This window comes from Flavobacterium sp. ENC, from assembly GCF_020991415.1.
Classification (GTDB): domain Bacteria; phylum Bacteroidota; class Bacteroidia; order Flavobacteriales; family Flavobacteriaceae; genus Flavobacterium.
The window spans coordinates 348948-374270 of the sequence record NZ_JAJMOY010000002.1 but is presented as its reverse complement, the minus strand read 5'-3'; the positions used below and the strand labels follow the sequence as shown (position 1 = coordinate 374270).

The 25323-nt window shown below is 40.4% G+C and carries 15 protein-coding genes; 2 read left to right on the top strand and 13 right to left on the bottom strand.

Translation table 11 applies throughout. The annotated features are described in order from the left end of the window. Positions 1–164: 164 nt before the first annotated feature. The 3 genes from LPB89_RS06430 to LPB89_RS06420 all read right to left on the bottom strand — a co-directional run bounded on the left by LPB89_RS06430 (position 165) and on the right by LPB89_RS06420 (position 5318). Positions 165–827 carry a hypothetical protein gene (locus tag LPB89_RS06430; protein ID WP_230700943.1) on the bottom strand — a complete coding sequence of 221 codons (663 nt, stop codon included), beginning with the start codon at positions 825–827 and terminating at the stop codon, positions 165–167. Positions 828–834: 7 nt separating this feature from the next. Beyond that, positions 835–4566, bottom strand: a complete 3732-nt coding sequence (locus tag LPB89_RS06425) for a DUF6443 domain-containing protein (RefSeq protein WP_230700942.1) — start codon at positions 4564–4566, stop codon at positions 835–837. A 476-nt stretch (positions 4567–5042) separates the two neighbouring features. After that, positions 5043–5318 carry a helix-turn-helix domain-containing protein gene (locus LPB89_RS06420; RefSeq protein WP_230700941.1) on the bottom strand — a complete coding sequence of 92 codons (276 nt, stop codon included), beginning with the start codon at positions 5316–5318 and terminating at the stop codon, positions 5043–5045. 102 nt (positions 5319–5420) lie between these two features. Between LPB89_RS06420 and LPB89_RS06415 the strand changes: the two genes are divergently transcribed. Continuing rightward, complete coding sequence (locus LPB89_RS06415) at positions 5421–5891, top strand: RadC family protein (protein ID WP_230701390.1); 471 nt, start codon at positions 5421–5423, stop codon at positions 5889–5891. Between the two features lie 114 nt (positions 5892–6005). Here LPB89_RS06415 and LPB89_RS06410 read toward each other — a convergent pair whose 3' ends face one another. The 8 genes from LPB89_RS06410 to LPB89_RS06375 all read right to left on the bottom strand — a co-directional run bounded on the left by LPB89_RS06410 (position 6006) and on the right by LPB89_RS06375 (position 17175). Further along, the gene (locus LPB89_RS06410) at positions 6006–7433 is read right to left on the bottom strand and encodes an MATE family efflux transporter (RefSeq protein WP_230700940.1); all 1428 of its coding nucleotides are present in this window, start codon (positions 7431–7433) and stop codon (positions 6006–6008) included. A gap of 87 nt (positions 7434–7520) precedes the next feature. Next, positions 7521–9326 carry an IucA/IucC family siderophore biosynthesis protein gene (locus tag LPB89_RS06405; protein ID WP_230700939.1) on the bottom strand — a complete coding sequence of 602 codons (1806 nt, stop codon included), beginning with the start codon at positions 9324–9326 and terminating at the stop codon, positions 7521–7523. A gap of 12 nt (positions 9327–9338) precedes the next feature. Next, positions 9339–9938 (bottom strand): GNAT family N-acetyltransferase, encoded by a 600-nt coding sequence (locus LPB89_RS06400; RefSeq protein ID WP_230700938.1) that lies wholly within the window; start codon positions 9936–9938, stop codon positions 9339–9341. An 11-nt stretch (positions 9939–9949) separates the two neighbouring features. Continuing rightward, positions 9950–12379, bottom strand: a complete 2430-nt coding sequence (locus LPB89_RS06395; protein ID WP_230700937.1) for a GNAT family N-acetyltransferase — start codon at positions 12377–12379, stop codon at positions 9950–9952. Between the two features lie 16 nt (positions 12380–12395). Beyond that, positions 12396–13493 (bottom strand): heparan-alpha-glucosaminide N-acetyltransferase domain-containing protein, encoded by a 1098-nt coding sequence (locus tag LPB89_RS06390; RefSeq protein WP_230700936.1) that lies wholly within the window; start codon positions 13491–13493, stop codon positions 12396–12398. Between the two features lie 10 nt (positions 13494–13503). Continuing rightward, complete coding sequence (locus tag LPB89_RS06385) at positions 13504–14835, bottom strand: lysine N(6)-hydroxylase/L-ornithine N(5)-oxygenase family protein (RefSeq protein WP_230700935.1); 1332 nt, start codon at positions 14833–14835, stop codon at positions 13504–13506. Positions 14836–14843: 8 nt separating this feature from the next. Beyond that, the gene (locus tag LPB89_RS06380) at positions 14844–16376 is read right to left on the bottom strand and encodes an aspartate aminotransferase family protein (protein WP_230700934.1); all 1533 of its coding nucleotides are present in this window, start codon (positions 16374–16376) and stop codon (positions 14844–14846) included. Positions 16377–16548: 172 nt separating this feature from the next. After that, the gene (locus LPB89_RS06375; protein WP_230700933.1) at positions 16549–17175 is read right to left on the bottom strand and encodes a response regulator transcription factor; all 627 of its coding nucleotides are present in this window, start codon (positions 17173–17175) and stop codon (positions 16549–16551) included. A gap of 316 nt (positions 17176–17491) precedes the next feature. Between LPB89_RS06375 and LPB89_RS06370 the strand changes: the two genes are divergently transcribed. After that, positions 17492–18703, top strand: a complete 1212-nt coding sequence (locus LPB89_RS06370) for a Xaa-Pro peptidase family protein (RefSeq protein ID WP_230700932.1) — start codon at positions 17492–17494, stop codon at positions 18701–18703. A 198-nt stretch (positions 18704–18901) separates the two neighbouring features. Here LPB89_RS06370 and LPB89_RS06365 read toward each other — a convergent pair whose 3' ends face one another. Continuing rightward, positions 18902–22732, bottom strand: a complete 3831-nt coding sequence (locus LPB89_RS06365) for a M43 family zinc metalloprotease (protein WP_230700931.1) — start codon at positions 22730–22732, stop codon at positions 18902–18904. Positions 22733–23161: 429 nt separating this feature from the next. Next, positions 23162–25321 carry a DPP IV N-terminal domain-containing protein gene (locus LPB89_RS06360; RefSeq protein WP_230700930.1) on the bottom strand — a complete coding sequence of 720 codons (2160 nt, stop codon included), beginning with the start codon at positions 25319–25321 and terminating at the stop codon, positions 23162–23164. Between the last annotated feature and the right edge of the window lie 2 nt (positions 25322–25323).

Here is a 25323-nt window from a genome sequence, read left to right as displayed (position 1 = left end):
GCTGGATTTATAACTTCTTGCGCCAAAGTCATACATCCCAAGCCTAGCTCATCTTGGAGCTCCTTTCCATTATACTTATACTCAATTAGATTACTTATTTTTTATAAAAGTTTCAAAATAAAAACCATCACCATTGGGCATGGATTACAAATCCGCAATTTAGATTATTTATTTGGCAGCAATATATTCCAATCTTCACAACTCCAAAAACGTATATCATCAAAATTATAAATACATTGTTTTTTATTGTTTTTCACTACATGATTTAAACAAGCTTCTCTTAATAAAGTTGAGTTTTCTTTATAGGTTTTTGAATTTATGAAAGAATGTCCATAAGAGCATACGTCAAAATTTTTATTATTTTTTTTAGCGATAAAACTAGTACCGTCAAAATGTGAACCCTCGTAAGGTAAATTGCCTTGTCTTTCTAAATTGTATGCTTCATTTTTTGTAATTCCTTTATATAATTTTTTATTATCATTTTCAATAATAACTAAAAAAGCAATTTTATTAAAATTTGGACTGTAAAAAATACTATCAATATATATTCTGTTCAAAGTATCATTTATAAATGCCTTATTTCCATTTATGATAATAGCATTATTGTATGGCTCTTTATGGCTATTTATCCTGGCCCTAATTATTGATACGAGAATCAAGCTGTCTTCAGAATACTCTTTTTTAGAAACTTCTACCAATGATTTAAATTCTTTCTTCGTATAATTATTACTTCTAAATTCTAACCATCCAAATATATTTTTAAAATATATAAATACAGCGATAATAATTACTGAAACGACACTATATAGAACTATTTTTGTTTTCATAATTACTTTATTGTTTTACCCAGCTATTGCCATTCCATTTATATGTTCCTTCAGCTAGTTTACTAATGTCATTAAAGAAAGTCATAATTGAATGATCATTACTAGTTCCTGTATTAGTATAAACATTAACATTCCCATTTTCCTCTTCATTTGCTAGCCATCCCATTCCTAAAATATTTTTATTTCCAACATGAACGAATTGAAAGGTTGGAGTACTATTTCCTGCATCCAAATCACCTGCTTGAAAAGGATCAAAATCAGCAACTAGAGAAATTTTTATCTGAGACTGGAGTTCTTTAGGCAATGTTCTTATATAATCTCTAAGGGCTTTTATATATCCTTTACCATAAGCACCACCCATACTATGAGTGATAATTTTAATAGTCTCAACTATCTCGCCCGAAGTCTTATCTCTTGCTAAATTTTCAATAATAGTTTTAGCATCCTTTTTTCCTTGACTATATCCGCCTGCTATTCTATCAGAAGCATAAATATTACTACCAATTGTACCATATTGATTAATAATATTCCTAGTGCCACCAATTGCACCATCCCTGTAAATAGCCTTTTGGTCTCCAAGTTGATTCATTATAGAACTGTCAAAAGCAGAAGTTTCTCTTCTATATTTTCCATATGAATTCCATTTGAAACCTAAAAAACTATTTGTTCCAGACATATATCTGATATCTTCATAAGTTCTCCAATAATCAGTTTTACCACCTTCTCCTCCATGCATCCCATTTATAAAAATTACAAGATTACCATCGGGGTCAACAGCTTGAATAGGTGTATTAGAAGCATATACATATGGTGAATAACTAAAATATAATTCTCCTTTACCATCCATAACATTCCATCTACCTAAAGCAGGGTCGTAATTACGTGCACCATAATCATACATATTAAGCCAAAACTCATCTTGCAGCTCTTTCCCATTATACTTATACTTTTGACCCGAATTAGAAGAAGTAACCAAAGAATTATACCCCTTATGTGTCAACCCAAAAGGGTAATAGTTGTTTTCTTCAATAATTTCGGTATTGTTTACAATGCCATTATTATCCTTATCACTGTAACTCAATCTCACATTTCCCAAGTGATCTTTGTATTGATAAACATACTCGTAAGAACTTCCCGAAGGTTGTACATAGCCCTCGGCGGTGGGGAAAAAATCAAGCGTGAATATTTTGGAATTCAACGCACTGTATTGAAATCCTCCCTGCAAATAATCCGTGATCGTTGTACTGGGTTTCCGAACTACGGTTCCCGCTTTAAAAACTGTTTTTCCTGTTTTCTGACCACTTGCATTGTAAATGTACGCAATATGGCCGGTCGTACCAAAGGTAATCTTAGTGGGTAAGTTAAGATGGTTGTAGGTAATCGCCGTGATTTTTTTATTCTTGTCGGTAATGAGATTGCCATTGGCATCGTAGGTATAATCATCGCCTGTTTTGTTGAAATCATTAAAACCACTGGTATTGTTGCTGTTGTCTGTTACGTTGCCCAATTGGTTGGAGCTGGCCGCATAAGTATACATTAGATCGTCAGTACCTATGGGTTGTATTTGCGGGTCTGTGTCTCCATTTCGTTTCAGGGACAGAATATTTCCGTTTTTATCATAGGTTAAACTTTCATTATAAGCATTGGTCGTTAAACCGTTTTTTCCGTAAATCGCATTTTTCAACCGGTTCAGTTTATCGTATTGATAGCCATAGCGGCGCTCCGTATTGTCGGATCCGCTTCTCCAGAGTGTCTCGGAGATATTGCCGTTGTATAATGCACTCACCCCTGCAATATTTGCGGTTGGCGTATTGTAACCGATTCTAAAGGTGAACAAATCCAGCGGATCCGTGCCTTGCTGCAGGTTAGCCGGTTTATTGATTTCGGTTAGCCAGCCTCTTATGTTGTAGCTGTAATCGATTTTCTGTAGCGGGACAGCACTAGTGTTTCCTGTTTTCTTGCTGATTAACTGTCCCAGTGCATCATAGCTATTATCGGCCATCAGCTGTACTTTTCCTCCGTTGACCTGATGGGTGTGGGTCAGCAACCGGTCCTGGGGCGAGTAGGTGAAATCTTCCCTTATTAGTACTTCCGTATCGGCGGAAGTACGTTTGTGCCGGGTCAGGGTATACAACGTTTTTCCGATAAAATCAATTTTATTGTCCGTAGCGGTATAACCTCCCAGATGATTCAGGTGATAGGCTCGTATGGGTCTGGCTTTTTGGTCATAAAAAGTAGTGCTTCCTTCACCCAGCATTTCGGCTGTGGTGGTCGGCACCCTGGTCCATGTTCCCGTTGGCAGTGCTTTTACGTTGGTTAAAACGCTCTGGTTTTCTATGGTGGCCGGCATCTTCCGGGCACCCGGGAAAGCATAGTCATCGTAATAATTAACGGTCAGTACTTTAAACGCAGTGGGCGCTATGGCATTGCTGTAATAGACCGCCACTCCGTCAATGGTTCCGGAGGTTTGTTTGGTTTCGGACAATACCGTGGCGGAGTTTTGCGCGTCCTGCAATGTTTTTCTGGTGGCAGAAGTACTGCTTACATTGTTCCAGCCGGTATAAATAGGACGCCCAAAAGCATCGTATTTGGTAATGAGCCATCCCGCTGAACTAAGATCCGAAAAAGGGGAATTCGCGGGTCCCGTGGCCACCACACGGTCTAGTTTATCATACACCATATACTCCCATTGTTTGCCCGGCAGTTTTTTCTCGACCATACGGTTGCGGTAGTCGTATTTGTACTGATAGCATAAATTATCGAGGATCGCCTGATTGCCATTGTCAATAACAGCAGAAAAAGTACTGCCTGCCCTGGCATTAAATCCCGGTACTAATCGAATCGAATGGGAAGCCGTGAGGATTAGGGAAGCCCCAGGAGCAACGATTGCAGTAGAAGTTACATCAGCCTGCAGGCCTTTGGCAGTCCCAATAAGATCTGTTGCTTTTGGCGGAATTACATACGTCAGGTTACCGTATATATCGTATACATAATATGTATCATGTTTAATGCCTGCCTCATAGGTTCTTTTCAGCACCACCTGGCCTTCCTTATTTTTAAATTCTACCGTTGATCCCGAAGTTTCCGTTGGATTTGCAGTGGTATTCTCATCATAGGTTATGGTTTTGTATAGTTCTCCTGCGGCGTAAGTCCCTGCATTTTCAAGACTGATTTCATGCAAACCCGAAGCTGCCTTCCAGATAGCAGTGGCCGTAAAGAGTCTGACTTCATTGGCAACATTGGTCTGGTAGTCGATTTTGATGGCATGACCGGATTTGAGGCTCCAGTCGTCTCCGGGAGCAGCCTGTTTTAGTACACGGTTCAAGGGAGAGGCCTCTACTTGTTTCTCACTATACGGATTTGCATTTACCGCCCCGTAATGGGTTTGGTATTGTACCTTTAAATCCGGTAACAGTGTGGCTGGATCTACATACCCCGAATTGGTCTGGGAAGAAGCAAACGGAAGGTATTCTTTTACCTGTCTTCCAAAACCATCGTATTCTATTGGGGTTACAATGTCTTTTCCCGTAGCAGACTGCTGCACGGCAATTTGCTGAACCGGCCTTCCGAGTCCATCAAAGTAGGTTGTATTTTGAGAGGTCTGGGCTGGTGTCGGATCTGCAATTGTCGTACTACTTGGTGTTTTGTACGTCACCGTTTTAATATAGTTCCGGGTCTTTGTCTGGCCAATGACCATAGCCGGAAATAAAACTAAAAGAAGTTTGCTGAAATTTTTCATGAATTTTTGGTATTGGGCTTGTAGTTATGCTGGTTTTCGGAGGGTATAATTCCAGTTTCATAATCAATTCGGCTTTAATTTATAATTCGGTTTTGTAATACATTTATTATAGATGCATGTAAGAATCTATGAATAAATTTACATTTCACAAATGTACTATATTTTTTAAAAGTAAGAAAATTACTTTATAAATTAAAATAAAGTAATTTAAAATAGTAAGAAAAATAATATTTTATAAAGAAAAAATCTTTATTTCTTCTTTATATCAAAAAATAATTAATTGTAGTGAGTTATGGGAGAAAGTAAGACAACATCATCACTCACGGATTGCATGGAAAAACTCGCCAACACAGTTTCTGTATAGGAGCGACGGAGCGGTGACGGTAACGTGACGGAGAAATAACGTAAGAAAAACAAATGCCAAACTGGCAGAATCAGAAGAAATTAATGCTGGGAGTTGATTAACTTCTTACTTCTTACTTCTTAGAATTAATAATAAGAGTTTTATCTTTTTCTTCAACTCTCTTGAAAAAATTAGAAATTGAAATTTTATAATATTCGCATAACATAAATAATGTACTAGGGGAAATATTACCATCCCCTGTTTCTATGCGTGCCAAGTTAATGGTAGTTGATTTTAAATCATAAATATCAGTAATAACTGCATCCTGACTTAATCCTGTTTCAGCCCTAAGTTCCTTAAGAACATTGCGCATTGCTGATAATAATTGATTGTTTTTAATCTGTTTCATATTATTTCAAATTGACAGATAAAAAAAGACAGTAGCAACGACATATATGTTAGTGATTTTTCTTACATTCGCAGTATTGAATTTCAAACAATAAAATAAATGATGAAAACCAAAAAAGAAAAGCCAGACTGGAAAATCGCATCAGAAATAGAACTCATTTACAAAACCAAAGTAAAAGCATCAGAACGCCCGCACATCACCTCTTCGGAGGCAGCGTACGAACTGGCCATAAAAACCTGGGATCCGGGAAAAATAGAATTCTTCGAACAGTTTAAGATTCTGTTGCTCAACCAATCCAATAAAGTAATGGGCGTTTATGAAGTCTCTTCGGGAAGTACAACCGGAACCCGTGTTGACCTTCGGTTATTGTTTTCGGCGGCACTCAAAGCCAATGCTTCAGGGCTTATTATGATTCACAATCACCCATCAGGCAAAACCATTCCGTCACGTAACGATACACTGATTACCCGAAAAATCAAGGAAGCGGGTGCTATGCTCAATATTGATGTTGTAGACCATTTGATTATTAGTCCTGAAAACTATTATTCGTTTGCAGATCACGGCAAACTTTAGTCTGTTAATTATTTTCAAATGGCTATCTTACAATTTCCTCTTGCTGTCAAAAGGAATACCTGATGCGATTCCTTCGTTCCTCGGAATGACAAATTAGGTACACGATAACTTATTTCAAATCGCGATCCGCTTCCAGTTCCCCCTTCTGTAAACAATCACACTCAAAACCGTAATAAGAGTTTCTGCCACCGGAATGGCTATAAAAACGCCTACTGGCCCTAATTTATAATAGTGAACCAAAAGATACGCAAACGGAATCTGGAAGATCCAGAACCCAAAAATGTTAATCCACGTGGGGGTCCAGGTATCGCCTGCCCCGTTGAACGTGTTGTTTAAAACCATTCCCAAACCATAAAAAATAAAGCCGATACTCATAATCTGCAGGGCATTGACGGCAATTTTTACAATTTCGGCATCGTCTGTAAAAAAGGAAATCAGGTAATGAGCGCTAAAAAAGCAAATGAGCATGATAAAGCCCATAAAGAGCATGTTGTATTTGGCGGTTTTATAAACCGATTTTTCGGCCCGGTCTACTTTTTTGGCTCCGAGGTTCTGCCCTACCAAAGTCGCGGCAGCATTACTGAGTCCCCAGGCGGGCAGGATAAAAAACATCATAATCCGGATCGCCGTCTGATAGCCCGAAGACGCATAAGCACCTCCGGTGGTGGCGACAAGATTCGCCAGGAAAATCCAGCTGCACGAGGCGATTACATACTGCAAAACTCCGGGTGTGGCGAGTTTTATAATGGCCTGAATTAGTTTGAGATCCGGAATAAAATAGCTTCCTTTTATTTTTAAAATTCCTTTTCCGTAAAAGAGAAAATAACACTGATAGACCACTCCAATCGCTCTTCCGGCAGTAGTGGCAATGGCGGCTCCCATGATTCCCATTGGTGGAATAAACAAAAAACCATTTATTAAGATGGGGCAAAGAATGATATTCGAAATATTGGCAATCCATAAACTTTTCATGGCGATGATGGCATTTCCGGCACCGCGGAAGATTCCGTTGATCAGAAAGATCAGCATGACAACTACACTTCCGGCAATCATAATTCGGGTATAGATGGCACCATAAACGATAGATGATGCCGAAGCGCCCATTAATTGCAGTATTTCTTTAGCATAAATAAAGCCCGGAATACTGATCAGCAAATTAATCAAGATGGCGATTACAATAGCCTGAACGCCCGATTTTGCGGCTTCGGTGGCTTCTTTTTCCCCAATGCGCCGGGCTACAATGGCAGTGGTGGCAATACTTATACCTATGGCGATGGAATAAATAATGGCAAACAGCGATTCGGTTAAACCGACAATCTGAATCGCGTGATTGCTTTCTACTAAATGTCCCACGAAATACAAATCGACCAACGCAAATACCGATTCCATGACCATTTCCAATACCATCGGAACCGACAGGATGATAATGGCTTTTTTAATGCTTCCGGACGTAAAATCAAATGATTCAGCCTTTTTCAAAACTTCAGACAAACGATCCAACGTACCGCGAATTGACTTTACCGACCTTGTGAGATATAACATAATTCTTTTTTAATTCTATAAAATACAGTTTTCTTCCCGGAGCTTAATCCGGAAAGAAAACCAGTTAAAACAAACCTTTCAGCCCAGTTAAAATGCTGCCGAAAGTTTGTCTTTGGGTATGAAAGCCGAAATCGGGTTTTTTAATTTTCCCACAAACTGAAGGCTTTCTATGGGCGAAGCCAGGTCGAGCATTTGCTTGTTGTTTCGCAATTGCAGGCGGTTCAGGCAGCAGGAATCAAATTCGGGAAAAAACAGATTGTACTTTTTAAACTGCTCTTCCAGCTGCGGATGTATTTCCTGGTATTCGTGGATACAATTCGCGACTTCTTCCCAAAAATCACTTTCAGGCAGTGTCCCCGATTCGGATAAAATAGCCGAAAGAAAACGGAAATAAAACTGAAAAACATCATTGAACAGACACAAAATCTTTAGTGGTTCGTTCATGTCAATCTGAATGCGTTTTGCTTTTTCCGGCAGTTCCCTTTTGGTATTAAACACCATTACTTCCTCAGTAATATCTTTCATAATGGCCTTTACGGGAACATGGTTTTCAAACACCAGAATCAGGTTTTCGCCGTGTGGCATGAAAACCATTTCGTGTTCGTAAAAACAATGCAGTAAAGGCGAAAGGTACGCATTGAGATAGCTTTTAATCCATGATTTTGGACTGATTCCGGAGGCTTTGATCAATTCAGACACCAAAGAATTACCGGCCTGATCGACATGAAGTAAGGCGGCCATAGTCATGATTTGCTGGCCTTTTGACAATTTCGGAATGGGGCTTTCGCGCCACAAAGCAGCCAGCATTTTGTTGTGCGGAAGGCTTCGTCCGAGCGGCTCGTACAGGAAATTTCGGTAGCCAATGGTGGCCACTTCGCCTAATAAAGTAAATCCTTTTTGTTGCAGATAAGCATCATTTTCGACCACATCGGCGACCCATTCGGTAATCGTAGGCGTGCTTTCCATATAATACGGCGACAAACCACGCATAAAGCCCATATTGATGACCGAAAGGGCGGTTTTGACATAAAATTTCTCGGGAGCAGTGGTATTAAAAAACGTACGGATCGACTGCTGTGGCGAATACGTATCGTTTCCGTAACCGAGGCAAACCAGATGGCCTTCGGCAATATCAGGAGTAAAAATAAGCGCCAGTTTATTGAACCATTGCCACGGATGCACCGGGAAAAAGTAATATTCCTCACTGTTTAAACCTTTCGACTCCATTACATTTTCAAAAGAAACGATGGTGTCTGGAGGCAATTCCTGGGCCAGTACTTTTTTATAATCCAAATTCTCAATTCCGGAGAAAGTCGCCCTGCTCCTGTGCCCGGCCAGCCATAACAACTGCAGTGGCGCATTGGCTTCGGGTGAAAACTGCGCAAAATCATCAATATTGAAACCGTTTTTTCCGCTGTTGGCCACAAAACACGGATGCCCTTCGGTCATGGCGTGTTCGATCACCTGATAATCCTGTCCTACCAATGCTTCGGCCGAATATTTTTCGTTGTCAATTTTGTACGCGGTGCTGTATAAAGTGCTGGTAATTTCTTCTAAATAGGTTGGCAAAAGCGCTTCGTCAATGCCTAAAACATCTTTAAATTCAATTAAAAATTCCAGTAAGCGCAACGGAACTTCTTTCCCGCCTGCTGTTTTCTTTTTGATGGATTCAGCCGAAACCGACCAGTGGTTTAATGCCAGAACAGAAGCTTCAAAGGTATATTCGAAAGTTTTATCGGGCGAAAACAAACCATAGGTTTTTCCGTTTTTTAGTGTTGGAACAATGAGCAATTCGTGTGCAAATTCGCCTATCGTTTTCTTTAGCAAAAGTACATTGGCTTTGTCCCAGTTCTTCTTGGTAATATGTGCAATACTTTTAGTGGGTATTTCCATTTTCTTTTTAATTTAAATCGACTGTAAAGCCTTGTAATAGTCTTCACGTGTGCAAAATTCCAAATGTGCTTGTTTGTGCGGAAGATCCAGCAGGGTCTGAAAAACAAATCCCGCTTTTTTATTCAGTAAATGAATTTTATGATTGCGGGCATCCGGTTCCACCACGACGCGCTGGTTCTGGGCATCGCAAAAAATAAAATCAAGGATCACGGTAAAAATTGACCACGTAAAATTGTTAATCGCTTTTTCGAAAGGCGCTACGAGAATATGCATGCCCCTGTCCCCTTTTTCGACTTTATAATAGTCGCCGATACTGTCTTCTTCCGGATTATAACATTCTAACAGAAAAGAAACAGTGCCATTGAAAATCCCCATATAGACATCGGTTTTTTCGAGAATTTTACGGTACGAATCGTATACCTCCTGCACCGAAAATCCGTTCATGCCCCAGTACACCGCATACTCGCGATTGACCCAATTGTGCAGCAGCGGAATATCGGCTTCCAGATCTATCGGACGAAGCTCAAAAACACCTAAGCCCGGAATCGTTTTTACAAAAACAATTTCGGTAACGGCTTTATTTTCAGGATGCGTTAGTATTGTATCAGTCATCTGTTGTGGAATTAAGCTGTTATTTTTTTATACGGAGCGATCGGATTTTGCAGTTTTCCCTGAAATTGCAGCAAAGCCACCGGATCATCCAGGTCGATCATGGTCTTGTTGTTGTTCAGCTGCAGGCGGTTCAGGCAGGACAATTGAAATTCATCGGCAAACAAATCATATTGTTCAAATTTGGAAGCCAGATGCAGATTTGCCTCCTGATAATCCGAAATGCAATCGGCTACCAATTCCCAGAAACGTTTTTCGTCATAACCGTCGCTGCTCACTAAAATAGCCGACAGGAAGCGGAAAAAACCGTCAAAAACATCTATGAAAACAGAAAGCAATTTGACCTCTTCCGGTACTTCTGCGTAGATTCTTTCAATATTTTTCGGAATCATAACATCCGGGTTCAGGATCACGGCTTCTTCGGTAATATCTTTCATGAAAGAACGCACCGGAACGTGATTTTCCAATCCTAATATAAGGTTTTCACCATGCGGCATAAACACCAAATCGTATTGGTAAAAACAATGCAATAAAGGGCTTAGGTACACTTTGAAATATTCCGTCAGCCAATTGTCTATCGACAGTCCGGAAGCTTTTATAATTTCTGAAACCAATGCGTTTCCGTCTTTATCCAAGTGTAAAAAAGCGGCCATGGTCATCAGTTGTTCGTCGTTTTCGAGCTTGGCTACAGGGCTTTCCCTCCATAACGAAGCAATCATTTTGTTGTAGGGATTGTGTTTTCCGAATTCCTCAAAATACGGATTGATGTAACTTACCGAAGCCACTTCGCCCAGCATCCCGAAGCCTACTTTTTGCAGGTATTCGTCCTTGCTTACTAAGGCGTCTAACCATTCGGCCATTTCGGGCGCAGTACCCAGATAAAATACGGGCAAACCACGCATGAATCCCATATTGAGGATCGAGAGTGAAGTTTTGGTATAGAACTTTTTAGGATTGCTTAAATTAAACAAAGTTCGGATCGACTGTTGTGCCTGATATAAATCCGGGCCATAACCCACACAAATCAGTTTTCCTTTGGCAATTTCCGGTGAAAATAAATTCGCCAGTTTATTGAACCATTGCCACGGATGGACGGGAATAAAGAAATAGTCTTTCGGGTCTGCTCCTTTTTTCGTGATAATACTATTAAAATGAGCCAGTGTTTCGGTTCCCAATTCCTGTTGGATCAGGGTTTGGTAATCCAGTTTTTTTGTCCCTGCATAAACGGTTCTGTCGCGGTGACCGGCCAGCCAGATCATTTTAAACGGATTTCCTGTTTCGGGTGCATAGGCTTTATAATCCATGCTGTTGTAACCGATACGCCCGTTGTTGGCCACAAATCCGGGATGGCCTTCCATCATGGACTGTTCGATGGTCTGGAAATCAGAATTGGCCAGGGATTTTGAAGTGGAATTTTCCTTTAATAATTTATAAGCGCTTCCGTATAAAGTGCTGATGATTTCTTCGATATAAGAAGGCAATAACTGATCTGAAATGCCTAAGTTGCTTTTGAATTCCTGAATAAATTCCACGGCATCTAAAATGGCTGTTTCCCCGTTTTGCGTTTTTGAAATGGATTGCAACTCAATATTCAAATGATTTAAAGCCAGCAATTGTGCCGTAAATCGATATACAGTTTTGCCATTATCGGATACCAGCGCATACTGATTTTCCGCTTCATTACTTTCTTCCTGAATGGGTGTAATTAAAGACTCATGTGAAAACTCACAAAGCGCTTTTTTAACCAATAACCGATTGGCTTTTTCCCATACTTCGGGCTGAATGTGCGCAATAGCATTTTCCGGAAATTCTATTTGATTTTCATTATTCATTTCAATATAATTGAGGTTAAATAAATTTGTTTTTTTGATGAACTGATCCCGGTTACAGAAAGCCAGCAAGGCTGTTTTATGCGGTAACTGCACTACTTCTGAATCGACAAAACCAACCCTGTGGCAGATTTCGAACATTTTTTTATTTCGAATATCGGGTTCTACCAGAATGCGCTGCACTTTGAGGTCACTGAAAATAAATTTCATAATTCCCGAGAAAATATGCCAGGTAAATTGCGGAATGTATTTCGTGCAGGGTGCCACGATAACGTGCATTCCGCAATCGTAATCCTGAACCGGATAATAATTGCCGATAATGTCCAGTTTTGGATTGTAACGTTCCAGTAAAAAGGAAACTTCGCCATTGACAAGTCCGATAAAAATATCGGATTCACTGCTTAGTTTTTCATATTCGGTACGTACTTCTTCCACCGATTTTCCCTGCATGCCCCAATATTGTGCGTAATCGCGATTGACCCAATCGTGAATGATTTCAGTATCAAGATCCAGCTGTAATGGGCGAAAATCAATGGTGCCAAATTCCGGAATCGTAATCGTATAAATAGGATTCAACGATCCTTTTATCACCCGTTTTCCATTGTATAAATTCATTTCTGTACTCTTTTAATTAATTGATTAAAGGTGCTGTCGCCCATTTTTCACGCCATTGCTCACGAACTGAATTGTAGACCAGCTGAATCGAAATGCTCAGCCCTATCACCACTGGAAACAAAGCTAAAACCGTGAGTTGGTCGTGTTCCCAAAAACCAATCACATACATGCCCCAATTGATCAGCACCCATTGAATGACATACAAACTGGTTACATTTTTACTGCAGAAAATAAGTCCTTTAAAAACAGGGTTGTCTTCTCTAAATAAATTCACGACAAAATTGATCAGCCAGAAAAAAACCATAGTAGCACCCAGAAGTAAAATACTTCCGCCCGGTCCTAAATGATAGTAATCCCCAAAGTGATATTCGTAATTGCTAAAATTCAATACACCTCCGATTGCCATAAAAGCAAAACCGAGCCCTAACATTTTCCTGAAAAATACAGGTTGATTTTCTTCCAGTTCTTTGTACCATCTTCCTAAGAACATGCCTAACAGAATAAAAGCACTCCACGGGAAAACAGGGAAATACACATTAAACTGGTTGCTGAAAAACAAGTCGCAGATATAGTCTACTCCTACAATTCCAACCCTTAAACCGCTGACTTCCTTAGAAATTGCGATAATGGCCAGAGCCACGATTAACGGAACGTATTTACTTTTGCTGAAATGGTTGATAATTCCCATGATAAACAGCGTTACACCGGCGAGTTGCAGAATGTCTCCTAAAAGCAAAAAGAATATTCCGGTTTGCAGCGTTCCCGATTGCAATCCGTAAGCGCTCACAAAAGCTTCCGGCAGTCCGCCAAATATAAATTCGGGTACCAGGAATTTCAGGAAGTTCATTCCGTATCCAATTCCTAAAATGTACAAACCTCTTTTGCATACTTTCTGAAAACTTTGTCTTCTGGACAATACAAATGAAATTCCCATACTTACCAAAAACATCGTTGTTCCCCTGCCCAGCCATAAGGTAATTTCTCCCAAAATGGTATGGGTTTGTGTCGGAATAGTGCCGTAAATCAGCATGGTATGAATCATCATCATAAAAATCACACTCATTCCCCTGGCAATATCAATCGCTAAAATTCTCTTTTTTTGTTGTGTTTCCATCGTTTTATAATTAGGCTATTTCTTCAAATACATTCGATTCAATTGTCTCAGATACGGCAACCCCAAATTCCTGAAAAGCTATTTTGGTTTCTACTTTATAGTGCTCTGTACCTGTGATTTCTTTTATGATATAGGAATTGCGATAACAGGCCATCCCCAAATCCGGTGTCACAAACCCGTGCGTGTGCAGTTCCGCATTCTGCACAAAAATTTCGCCTCCGTTTTTGTCAATACTGTAATTTCTGTTGGCATCAAAACGTCCTTTTTCGTCCCATTGGATTCTGGATGAAATACCTTCTATAAAACGCGGCAGCTCATAACCGTAACCGGTTGCCAAAACCAGTGCGTCGGTGGTATGACGGTATTTTTTGTCCAGTTCGACCTGATGCAATTCCAATTCGAAAGACTGCTTATCCTCGTCGTAATCTGCTTTAATACAGGCTGCATTTGTTCTTAAATTCACATCTATTTCGGTCACTACTTTTTTAGTGTAAATGGTATCGAAAATGGTTCCGATCAAATCTTTATTGATTCCTTTGTAAAGCAGTTTCTGGTCTTTAAGCAGGGAATCTCTTTTTTGTGACGGAAGGCTGTAGAAATAGTCCACATATTCCGGAGAAGTCATTTCTAAGGTAAGTTTGCTGTAGTCCATCGGGAAAAAACGGGACGAACGCGTAATCCAGTTCAGCTGATAGCCGTACACATCGATTTCCTGCAGTAAATCGTTAAATACTTCGGCAGCACTTTGTCCGCTTCCCAATACCGTGATTGATTTTTGTTTTTGAAGCGCCGCTTTGTTCTGAAGGTATCCGGAAGAATGCACTGCTTTTCCTTTAAGCGCTTTGCAGGATTTCGGAATATGAGGCGCTGTCCCGGTTCCCAGTACCAGTTTTCTGGTTTGGTAGAAGTTGACGGCATTGGTTTTCGTACAAACTGTTTTTACAATATAAAGGGACTGATTTTCATCGTATTCAATCGTTGATACTTCAGTATTGAAAAATACATTTGGCAGTTTTTTAATCGCCCACTGGCAATACTGATTGTATTCGTTTCGCAATAACAAAAAGTTTTCACGAATGTAAAACGAGTACATTTTTCCCTGTTCTTTGATGTAATTCAGAAAGCTAAACGGGCTTGTCGGATCGGCAAGTGTCACCAAATCTGCCAGAAAAGGAATCTGCAGCGTGGTATCCTGCAAAAGCATTCCCGGATGCCAGTTGAAAGAATCATTTTTATCAAAGAATAAACCGTCAAGGTTCTCAATGGGTGCGGTCAGACAGGCTAAGCCCAGATTAAAAGGTCCGACACCAACAGCTATAAAGTCGTATATTTTATTTTCCATAATGGGTATTAATTTATCAATGAATATTCCTGACCGTGAGAAACGATTAAAGCAATAATTTCTTCGATATCGGCAGGAGTGGTAAGCGGATTAAGCAAGGTGAATTTCAGGAATACTTCGTTGTAGACTTTGGTACTGGTGATAATGGCTTTCCCTTCGTTAAAAATGGCTTTTCGAATATAACTGTTTAAGCCGCAGAAGGATCTTTCGTCTGCTTTCCAGGGCGTGTAACGAAATACAATGGTGCTGATTTCCGGATGATGAATCAGTTCGAAATCGTCTCTGTTTCTTAGTAAATTTGCGGTAAACAGGGCATTATCGATGGCTTTTTCCATGTAGGTGCTTAGTCCTTTCGTACCAATGATTCTTAAGGTAAACCATAATTTCAGGGCATCAAATCTGCGGGTGGTCTGGATGGATTTTTTGACCATGTTCGGAATTCCTTCGTCTTCCTGTTCTTTGGAGTTCAGGTAATCTGCGTGGTATTTGATATAATCGACATACGATTTGTCCCTCATAAAAAAGCCGCTGGAACTTACGGGCTGGTAAAATGTTTTGTGATAATCGATGGTCACAGAATCCGAAAGTTCGATTCCGGCTAATTTATTCTGATGCTTTTCACTTATCAGTAATCCTCCTCCATAAGCGGCATCTACGTGAAACCATAATTTGTTTTCTGCTGCTATTGCTGCAATTTCAGTTAAGGGATCTATTGAACCAAAATCTGTCGTTCCCGCTGTACCGACAATGGCAATCGGAATATTTCCCAGATCTTTCTGTTGCTGAATTACTTTTTTCAGTGCGTGGACATTCATTTTAAAATCAGTGTCAACCGCTACCGGAACTACGGCATTCTGACCTAATCCCAATAAGCTTAAATTCTTTTTTAAGCTAAAATGACTTACTTCAGAACATAAAACCCTGAACTTTGAGGCATCCGCCGGAAGCCCGTCCATTTTTGGATCAATATCGTAATGTGTTTTTATATAATGATCGCGTGCCAGGAGCAGTCCCATCATATTCGATTGTGTTCCACCGCTGGTGAAAATTCCGTCGGCTCTTTGAGGATAGCCCAGTTTTTCAATCGTCCATTCGACCAGTTTCAATTCTATAAAAGTGGCTCCAGTGCTCTGATCCCAGGTATCCATGGAGGAATTTAAAGAGGAAATGAAGGCTTCCGCCACCAATGTAGGTGTCAGAATCGGACAATTGAGATGCGCAATATATTTGGGGTCATGAAAATGAATACAATCATTCAGATAAATAGCTTTCAATTCGTCCAAAACATAATCCAGGCTCTTTCCTTCGAAGTTTTCTTCCAGCCCGATGGCATCTATTTTTTCCCTGATTGAAGTAATACTAGTTCCTGTAAAAGGCGTATCCCTGTTTTCTAAATGATTCGCAATTAACTTAATTGCTTTTTTCATGCTCTTTTTATAAAGAGAAACTGACTTTTTAGTATTAGAAAAGATATGCTTATGATGGTCTGTTTCTAATACATTCCTGAACTGAATTGTTCTTATCTGCTCTTTTGCTTCCATTAGTTTATTTATTTAGATTGATTCTAAAGAATAGGTTTCAGCAAAAGTAAATCCGATAAAAAATATAGTCAATACTACACCAATGGTAAATAGAATTGCACAAAAGAGGTAGAGGAACTACTACATATATAGTAGGAAATAACTAATATAAATATAATTATTTGAACGAAAATTAAATCACTTTTTTCTCAATCGCATATAAAATAAGCTCTGGCGTGGTATGTTTGCCTGTTTTTTTCATAATATTTTTCCGATGTGTCCTGAACGTATGAATACTGATAAAAAGATGCGAGGCAATGCTTTTCCCGTCATTTCCTTTGGCAATTTGTTTTAAAATTTCATTTTCCCGGAAAGTCAGTTTTTGGTTGGCATCTGAATCGGGTAAAGCAAATACGTTCATCAGTCCGTTTAAGGTTTTCGGGCAGAAGTAGCGTTCCCCGTTTTCAATCTTGTATAAAGCATCAAAAATGGTCTGTTCCTGACAATCTTTAGAAATAAAACCGTCAATTCCGTCCTGTAAGAAACTGTTTACGGTTTGTTTGTGTTTAAAATAGGATAAAATGATAATCTTACAGTCCGGGAAATTCATACGAAGGTATTTGAAGTCGTCTTCGTAGAATAAAAATATATTATTGGGATCTATGATAAGATATTCTACCTTGTTTTTTTCAAAATGATTAAGCAACTCATCTTTAGAGTTTACCACCGTTAAATTTGCCTTTTTGACAATTTTTTTCAGTGTATATCTCAGCCCGATTATGTGTAGGTTTTCAGAATCAGCGATAAGGAAATTTTTCATTAGCAATCTTTATTTAGAATTGGTCTAAACAAAAATAGATAATAAAATTAATATTACTCTATTAATTTATTGACACATATGTTAATAAAAGAAAGAAACCCAGTACAAAAATAAAACTATCCCAACGAATGCTATAAAAATAAGGGCCTAAAAATGTTGCAAAGAGGCTACTGCTACTCGTTTTTTTTATAATTACTATAGGGTATTTATATTATATTACCTCCAAATTATATTATTTTACCGGCTTGTCCTGAAAATCAGACAATCCCAAAATAATGGCTTAATTTTGATGTCAAACAACTTAAAAAATAAACAAATGACAATTGGAGTTGGCGGTTCAACCGCAAGTACAGAATTAGACAAGATACAAAACATGACACTTGAGGTACAGCCGATTGCACTGGCTGAATATCAGTTGCGTATCAAAAAAGCAACAGCGCTTCTCAAAAAACAAAACTGCAACGCTATCTACCTCAATGCCGGAACCAACCTGTATTATTTTACGGGAACCAAATGGAATGCCTCAGAAAGAATGGTCGGCGCCTTGCTTTTTGAAGATGAAAGCATCGAATATATTGTTCCAAAATTTGAAGAAGGTACGTTTAAAACCTTCCTGCAAGTGGAAGGAAATCTGAATTTCTGGGAAGAACATGAAAATCCGTATCAGTTGTTTGGAGCAATTTTACAAAAGAAAAACATTCCAGACGGAACTATTGCGCTGGATGAATCCGCCTCTTACTTTTTAGCGGACAATGTTGTCAAAGCCAATCCGAATTATAGTTTTATAAATGCCCAGCCTGTCACTGCGGGCTGCAGAATGCATAAATCCGCCGCTGAAATTGCCATTATCCAACAGGCAAAGGAAATAACGATGGTGGTTCAAAGAGCTGCCGCACGCATTTTACATCCGGGTATTGAAGTAAAAACAGTGACTGATTTTATCAACAACGCCCATATCAAAGCCGGGATACCTTCCGGTTCTTATTTCTGTATTGTACTTTTTGGGGAGGATTCACAATATCCACATGGCGTTACTGCTCCACAGCCTTTGAAGGACAACGATATTGTTTTAATCGATACCGGCTGCCGTTTGGAAGGCTATTTGTCTGATATCACACGAACGTACGTTTACGGAACACCATCCGAAAATCACAGAAAAATATGGAACTTAGAAAAAGCAACCCAAAAAGCTGCTTTTGATGCCGCTCAGATCGGTGCCAGTTGTGGTTCGGTAGATGATGCTGCCCGAAAAGTATTAGCCGAAGCGGGTTTAAGCGGTGATTACGAAATTCCCGGCTTACCGCATCGCGTAGGACATGGAACCGGACTGGACATTCACGAATACCCGTATTTAGTGCGCGGAAATCCAACCCTTTTAGAAGAAGGAATGGTCGTAAGCAACGAACCTATGATCTGTATTCCGGGCCAATTCGGGATTCGCCATGAAGATCATTTTTATATGACCGCATCCGGACCGAAGTGGTTTACAACGCCTATGGAGAGTATTGATAATCCGTTTGGTACTTAAGGAAGTCGCAGGTTTCAGTTTTCAGTTTTCAGTCACAGTGGCAGTTGACAGGTTTCAGGTTTCAGGTTTCAGGTTTCAGGTTTAAACTGTTGCGTAATTTGCGACTTAAAACTGTGACTGAGACTGTGACTGTGACTGTGACTGTGACTGAGACTGAGACCGAGACTGTGACTGTGACTGAAAACCGCGACTAAAAAACTATTCCACTAATAACTTTTTCTTTTCCGTAGAATTTCCGTCTGTGGCAATTACCAGATAGACACCTTTTCGTAGGGAATTTACGGAGAAGGAAGCGGTATTGTGCACTGCGCCAATCAGATTACCGGTGCTATCGTAGATCGTTATTTTGACTTTAGAAGTATCGAGACTGCCAAAATTAAAATGGACTATGTCAGAAGCCGGATTGGGATACATGGCAAATGATCTAATTGTATCTGCTGCCTGTACTCCTAAACTACCGGACTGCAGGTCAATGGTATGAGATGCGCTCCATTCGCTGACTGCTGTTCCGTTTTTGGCTCTTAGCCTGAATTCGTAAACGGTTTGTGTACCTTGTTTCGGAATCCATAAATAGTAGGTGGCCGAAGTGCCGACTGTAGTCCAGCCTGAATTGTTTAACTGGATTTCATAAGAGGCAGCTTCCGGCATGATCGCCCATGACGCATAAAATCCGGATGCATAAATCCCTGCATTGGAAAGATTTACGGGTGTTGGCAGCGTTACCGGGGTTGTTGTTCCTGCCATAACGGTATAATCTTCCACTTCCCCGTCTCCCAGATTACCGCAGGCTGTCGCTGGATTGGCGTTGTATTTCATCACCACACGCATACGGGTTGTTCCGGTAAATGAAATGGGCGTAAAACTTCCTGTCACCGTCGTTTTTGAGGAGATTCCGTCGATTACTTTTTCTGATGCTTCAAACTGATTGTTTTTGTTATAGTCAATCCAAACGCCCCAATACTCCGTATACGCAGAACCTGTAAAACCAGGAACTAAACTTATATTTGTATTGGTATTCGGAGTCAGCGTAATTACTTTTGACGTATAGTCCGTATAACCAGAGTTGTCTTTTCCGGAAGTATGGGTAAAACTTCCTACCGTTACCGCATTGATAAATTCATAACCGTTTGCGGCCTGAACCGTACACAAAGCCGCATTTGGAATAACAGCCGAAACGACATTGGAATAGTCCGAATAAACAGCCGCTGCTTTTGCCCTGATTTTGTATTTATAAGTACTGCCTGCCGTCAAACCGGTATTGGTGTACGTAGTTGCGCTAGGAGCTAAAGTCGCAATTTCGGCAAAAACAGCATCTGCACCGGCTCTTTCGATCACTATATTCGTGGCATTACTCGCATTGTTGACCCAGCTTAGCTGCACTTCTAAATTTCCTGCCGTTGCTGTTAAAGCTGAAGGTGCCAAAACGGGAGTTGTGGTTTGTATTCCGGTTTTTATGGATTCGTTTGGTTTGGTGTTATAGCCAAAATCCAGAACAGTATATCCTACACCGCCGGCTTCCACTTTTACATGCATCCATCCGTAACAGGTGCGTCCCCTGCTCTTGTATTCAAAACCTATATAGCCTGTTTTATTATCCCAGGCTGTATAAGAGGCCGTTCTTAAATCCAGCTGATCCGGATAAGCACTTCCGGGAGTCACAAAAGTACTGGATGCTCCGATAGTGGTTCCTTCAGCAATAAATGAAATATTTCGGGTACCCGGCTCCCCAACCAATCTTTTTCCATAGGTTTCCATTTTCAAAGCGGCCGTTGCAAATTGCCAGGCACCATAGTCTGTATTATCGCCTATTCCTAAGCTGAAAAATTGCCAGGTGGCTGCCGCCGATGCTACATAATCGGTATTGTTGACATAAAATATACCATAGGGCGCGTCAAATTTCAAATTGATGGTTTTGGAGGCATTGTCTAAAGTGGCAATTCCACCGGTAATCGCAGCATCTTTAAAAGTAATAACTACCGCTGTATCATTTGCAGGAAGATGCGCAGTGGCTTTTCCTGTAAAGCTAAGCACCGTTCTGGTATTGCCCTGCAACGTCAGAACCGCTGTTAAACCTGCCGGAACTCCGGTGATGGTGTAATGTGTTCCTGGGATCCATGTTCCGCTGCTTTTGGTAAATGTTCCGTTATTTGTCGACAGTGTAATCGTCGTACTTGCGGTTACGCCACCATCATTTACTTCGGATTCATATAAAGTTCCTTCGGATAAAACTACGGCTGTTTTAGCGGTCATTCCGGTATAAATCGGAGTATTCGGCTGGGTATTATAGGCATATTCAGAAATCGTATAACCATCTCCGTTGGCATTTACGGTAATCTTAAACCATCCGTAACACGGTAAACCATCGATTAAATATTCAAAACCTGCATAGCCTGTTTTTCCGTCCCAGGTAGTATACGCCGGGGTACGCAAATCAAGCTGGTTGGGGTATGCGCCCGGTGCTGTGAAATTGCGTGAAGGTCCAACCGCCGTATTGGCTGCCAGCAATGTTATGTTTTTAGTACCGTTTTCGCATAGCATTCTTTTGGCGTAGGTTTCGATTTTTAAAGCATTTGCAGCAAATCTCCAGCCTCCGAAGGCAGGATCATCTCCTTGGGCAATTTCAAAATATTTCCATGTTAAGTCCGGTGAAACGGTAACATCTGGCATATCGACAAAAAAGATTCCGTACGGATCTGAAAATTTGAAATTAAAAAACAGCGCCGTACAGGACAAATCAGCCGTTCCGCCCACAAAAGCTGCCGGTAAGAACGTGATTCCGCCTGAAGCATTGTTTGCCAAAGCATGACTGGCTGCTTTTCCCGTAAGGGTTACCGTAATCTGCTTGTTTGAATTTACCGTAAGAACCGGTGTTATACTTGCCGGAAATGTATGTGTGAAATGGGTCCCTGAAGTGAGTGTTCCGGAATTAAGGGCGAAGTTTTTGGTACCGCTTAAGGTTACGGTTGATAAAGCCGTAAAAGAACCGTCATTTATAACGTCTTCCTTAAAAGATGTTACCGAAGCCAGCAAAGCACTTCCGGTTGCATTTACTCCTGTATCGATCAGATTTTGAGGCTGCCATAAGGATTTACGGGCCGGGTGCTCCAAAGCGGCCAGCATTCTGCTGATCTGGCCCTGAGTATACATTTTATAACAACCCTGAGCGCCATTATAGCCCATATAATTTTCGAAATTTACTTTGTCTCCGGTACAATTGGTTCCCGGCGTACAAGCCAAAGTATGCTTTCCGTCTTCTGCCGGTGTATCGTCTACTTCATCGGTTCCCGAGCATCCGCCTTCAAAAGTGTGGATTAAATTCAGGAAATGACCAAACTCATGTGTTAAGGTTGCCGAGAATTCCTTGCTATAGGAGTTGTCATACAGGTAAGCGCCATTAAAAACAACACGTGCCGTATTGCTTGCGGTCATATCGGAATTGGGATACCAGGCGACTCCGGAGTTATTTGTGGCACCATCGTTATACAAATCATTCTGAATGTAAACATTCATGTACTTGGTATTGTCCCAGGCATCGGCGGCAATCTGGTCATCATAGCCTCCTCCGTTTCCATAACCATTTTTGGCGGGATGAAAGACCACTCCCGAAGTACAGCCACCGTTAGGATCTTTTTTCGCCAGTTTGAATTCTACGTTTATGGTTCCTCTTCGCGACTGAAAAAAGGATTCTACCGTCTGAAAATCGGCATTTCTTCCGTTGAAATCATCATTAAGCTGTGCCAGATGATTTACAATTTTTTCGTAGGTAACAGTTTTACCACTTTGTACGTCTCCATAAATATGGAATACCACGGGAATAGTATAGCTAGCAGCGGCGTCTTTTGAAGTTTTGTTTTTCCGCTGTAAAGCGAACTTTTTGCTAAATACATCAAAGTCTTTTTTCTCCTGAAGCGAAGCCGGATGATTCCGGTATACTTTGGCGTTTTCTTCGGTTGTCCGACAAGGTAAACCTTGTGCACTAACTTTCAATACACTGAAAATCAGAAAGAACAGTAGTAGTTTTAATTTCATGGTTTTTTGGTTTTAATTAGTAATAACCAAATTTAACCCTACAGTTTTGTTCTTTCTGATACTATTTTAGTACGAATTGGTATATAGTTAGCTTGTTTAGTGTTCAGTCGCAGTTTTCAGTCGCAGTCGAGAAGAGAGTCGCAGTCGCAGTTTTCAGTCCCAGTTTTCAGTCGCAGTTGAAACCTGAAATCTAAAATTTACAATAGAAACGCGTTTCGACTTCGCTCAACGTGACAAACTGTCGATTGAGACTATGACCGAAAACTGCAACTAAAAATTCAAGACCTGTCAGGCTGAGCGAAGTCGAAGCCCCGCAACAAAAAGCCCTTCGACTTCGCTCAGGGTGACACCAAAAACTGAAAATTGCGACTGAACACTGAGACTGAGACTGAAAACTGAGACTGAACACTGAGACGGGGACTAAAAAAACTACCTCCCTCCCGCAGGACAATTCTTTTCAATAAACCTCACAAAAGTATCCAGTAAATGCTTACTCGTTCCATCGCCTTCATAGATACTGTGCGAACGGTTCGGGTAGATCATCAGGTCGAACATTTTATCGTATTTGATCAGTTCGTTTATCAGGACCTCAGCATTTTTATAATGTACGTTGTCATCGCCTGTTCCGTGAATGTATAACAAGTTTCCTTTTAAGTTTTTGGCGTGGGTTACGGGAGATGCCTGGATATAAGTCGCCTCATTCTCACCCGGAATTCCCATATAACGTTCGGTATAAATATTGTCGTAAAAATGCTGGTCGGTAACGGCTGAAATTGCTATTCCGGATTTGTATATTTCCGGATACTGGAACATTAAATTTAAAGTTACAGCACCACCACCACTCCATCCGTGAACAGCTATTCGGTCGGAATCCACGAATTTCCATTTTAGGATTTCTTTGGCTGCCATGGCCTGGTCACGGGTGTTGATAATTCCGATGTTTTTGTAAATGGACTTTCTCCATTTCGTTCCTTTCATTACAGGAGTTCCACGGTTATCCATCGCGACTCCGATATAGCCCTGCGGAATTACCTGTGCGATAAACGGATAAAAATAAGGTTCGTCATTGGCTACGGACGCCATCGGTTCTCCGTACACATAAAAGAATAACGGATATTTTTTGGAAGGATCAAAATCCATTGGTTTTGCCATTATTCCGTCCATTTCTATTCCGTCTGCCGTAGTTACTTTGAATTTCTCCATGGTATAATCACGCTGAGGAGCCTGAAAGGAATCGGCTTCCTGTGGCAGGATTTTTTTATGTCCGGCTAAGGCAATTAATCGTGTGTTATAGTCTCTGCTGATACTTGAATTGGTATGTTTGGCATACATTGCATCTGTTGAAAAACTGTATTCGTTGGTACCGTCAAACACATCGGGCGTTACTTTTTTGGTCTTTTTTGAATTTAGATTGGTTTCGTACAAATAACGCTGTGTCGCATCTGTCGGACTTGCCTTGAAATAAATTGTTTTGGTCTTATCGTTGTACGCCTGAAAATAAGCATCGAAATTAGCTTTCGTTATTAATTCTTTTGATTTGCCATCACTGCTGATTTTGTAAATGTGCATCCAGCCGTCTGCATCAGAACTCCATAAAAAGGCTTTTCCATTATCTACAAAATGGCATGGGAAACCATCGTATTCACCGGAGGAAATGTCAAAAACATCAATCCATGCTGCTGATTCTTCTTTGTAAATGGCCTTAGCGGCACCTGATTTCGTATCGCAATTGTAAAAAGTAACCTGATTTTGATTGCGGTTTAACTGAATCACCATGACCGACTGGTTTGTCAGCCATTTCATTCGCACCAAATAATTGTTATCCGGTTCTCCGGGAATATTCAGCCAATTGGTCTGTAAGGAAGCGATATCTATTATTCCGATTTTAACCGACGAAGGTTTCTCTCCTGCTTTCGGATATTCAACGGGAACCACCACCGGATACAAAGAATCGGTATTGTTGATCATGAAATGAAATTTAGTGGTCGATGCATCTACGCGCCAGAAAGCGATGCTCTTGCCATCAGGGCTCCATCGGAACCCGTCTCTGGCTGCCAGCTCTTCTTCGTACACCCAGTCAAATGTTCCGTTGATGATTTTATCGGTTCCGTCTGTGGTCAGCGGTGTTATTTTTCCTGTATTTAAATTTTCAAGGTAAATGTTGTGCTTGGAAACATAGGCTACATTTTCATTATCACCCGAAAACTTTGCAAACATCAATGAAGAGGCATCCAGGTTTTTTCCTAATTGTTTTCCTTTTCCTGTCGCTAAATCAAAAAACCAGTAATCTCCTTTGGTATTTGCCCTCCACACTTTTTTTGAATTGGTATACAACAATACTTTTGTTTTGGTGTTATTCCAGACCAAATCTTCAATTTCTCCGGTAAAACCGGATTCAGACAATTGTTTTTGAGTCAGAATTGTGGTATGCTTATCCAATTTGTCCACATCATAAACTGCTACATTGTTATTTTGACTGATCCAGAACGAATGGGAATCCGGTAACCATTTCAGATTGTTGATGTCGATATCATTCTGGGCAAAAACAGCAGAACAAACAAAGAGGAGCAGTAGTAAATACTTTTTCATAG

Bases quoted from the DNA above. Each gene is read 5' to 3' on its own strand.
- LPB89_RS06415 (WP_230701390.1), top strand. From the start codon at position 5,421: ATGAAAACCAAAAAAGAAAAGCCAGACTGGAAAATCGCATCAGAAATA.
- LPB89_RS06410 (WP_230700940.1), bottom strand. From the start codon at position 7,433: ATGTTATATCTCACAAGGTCGGTAAAGTCAATTCGCGGTACGTTGGAT.
- LPB89_RS06420 (WP_230700941.1), bottom strand. From the start codon at position 5,318: ATGAAACAGATTAAAAACAATCAATTATTATCAGCAATGCGCAATGTT.
- LPB89_RS06370 (WP_230700932.1), top strand. From the start codon at position 17,492: ATGACAATTGGAGTTGGCGGTTCAACCGCAAGTACAGAATTAGACAAG.
- LPB89_RS06390 (WP_230700936.1), bottom strand. From the start codon at position 13,493: ATGGAAACACAACAAAAAAAGAGAATTTTAGCGATTGATATTGCCAGG.
- LPB89_RS06395 (WP_230700937.1), bottom strand. From the start codon at position 12,379: ATGAATTTATACAATGGAAAACGGGTGATAAAAGGATCGTTGAATCCT.
- LPB89_RS06405 (WP_230700939.1), bottom strand. From the start codon at position 9,326: ATGGAAATACCCACTAAAAGTATTGCACATATTACCAAGAAGAACTGG.
- LPB89_RS06385 (WP_230700935.1), bottom strand. From the start codon at position 14,835: ATGGAAAATAAAATATACGACTTTATAGCTGTTGGTGTCGGACCTTTT.
- LPB89_RS06375 (WP_230700933.1), bottom strand. From the start codon at position 17,175: ATGAAAAATTTCCTTATCGCTGATTCTGAAAACCTACACATAATCGGG.
- LPB89_RS06380 (WP_230700934.1), bottom strand. From the start codon at position 16,376: ATGGAAGCAAAAGAGCAGATAAGAACAATTCAGTTCAGGAATGTATTA.
- LPB89_RS06430 (WP_230700943.1), bottom strand. From the start codon at position 827: ATGAAAACAAAAATAGTTCTATATAGTGTCGTTTCAGTAATTATTATC.
- LPB89_RS06425 (WP_230700942.1), bottom strand. From the start codon at position 4,566: ATGAAAAATTTCAGCAAACTTCTTTTAGTTTTATTTCCGGCTATGGTC.
- LPB89_RS06360 (WP_230700930.1), bottom strand. From the start codon at position 25,321: ATGAAAAAGTATTTACTACTGCTCCTCTTTGTTTGTTCTGCTGTTTTT.
- LPB89_RS06365 (WP_230700931.1), bottom strand. From the start codon at position 22,732: ATGAAATTAAAACTACTACTGTTCTTTCTGATTTTCAGTGTATTGAAA.
- LPB89_RS06400 (WP_230700938.1), bottom strand. From the start codon at position 9,938: ATGACTGATACAATACTAACGCATCCTGAAAATAAAGCCGTTACCGAA.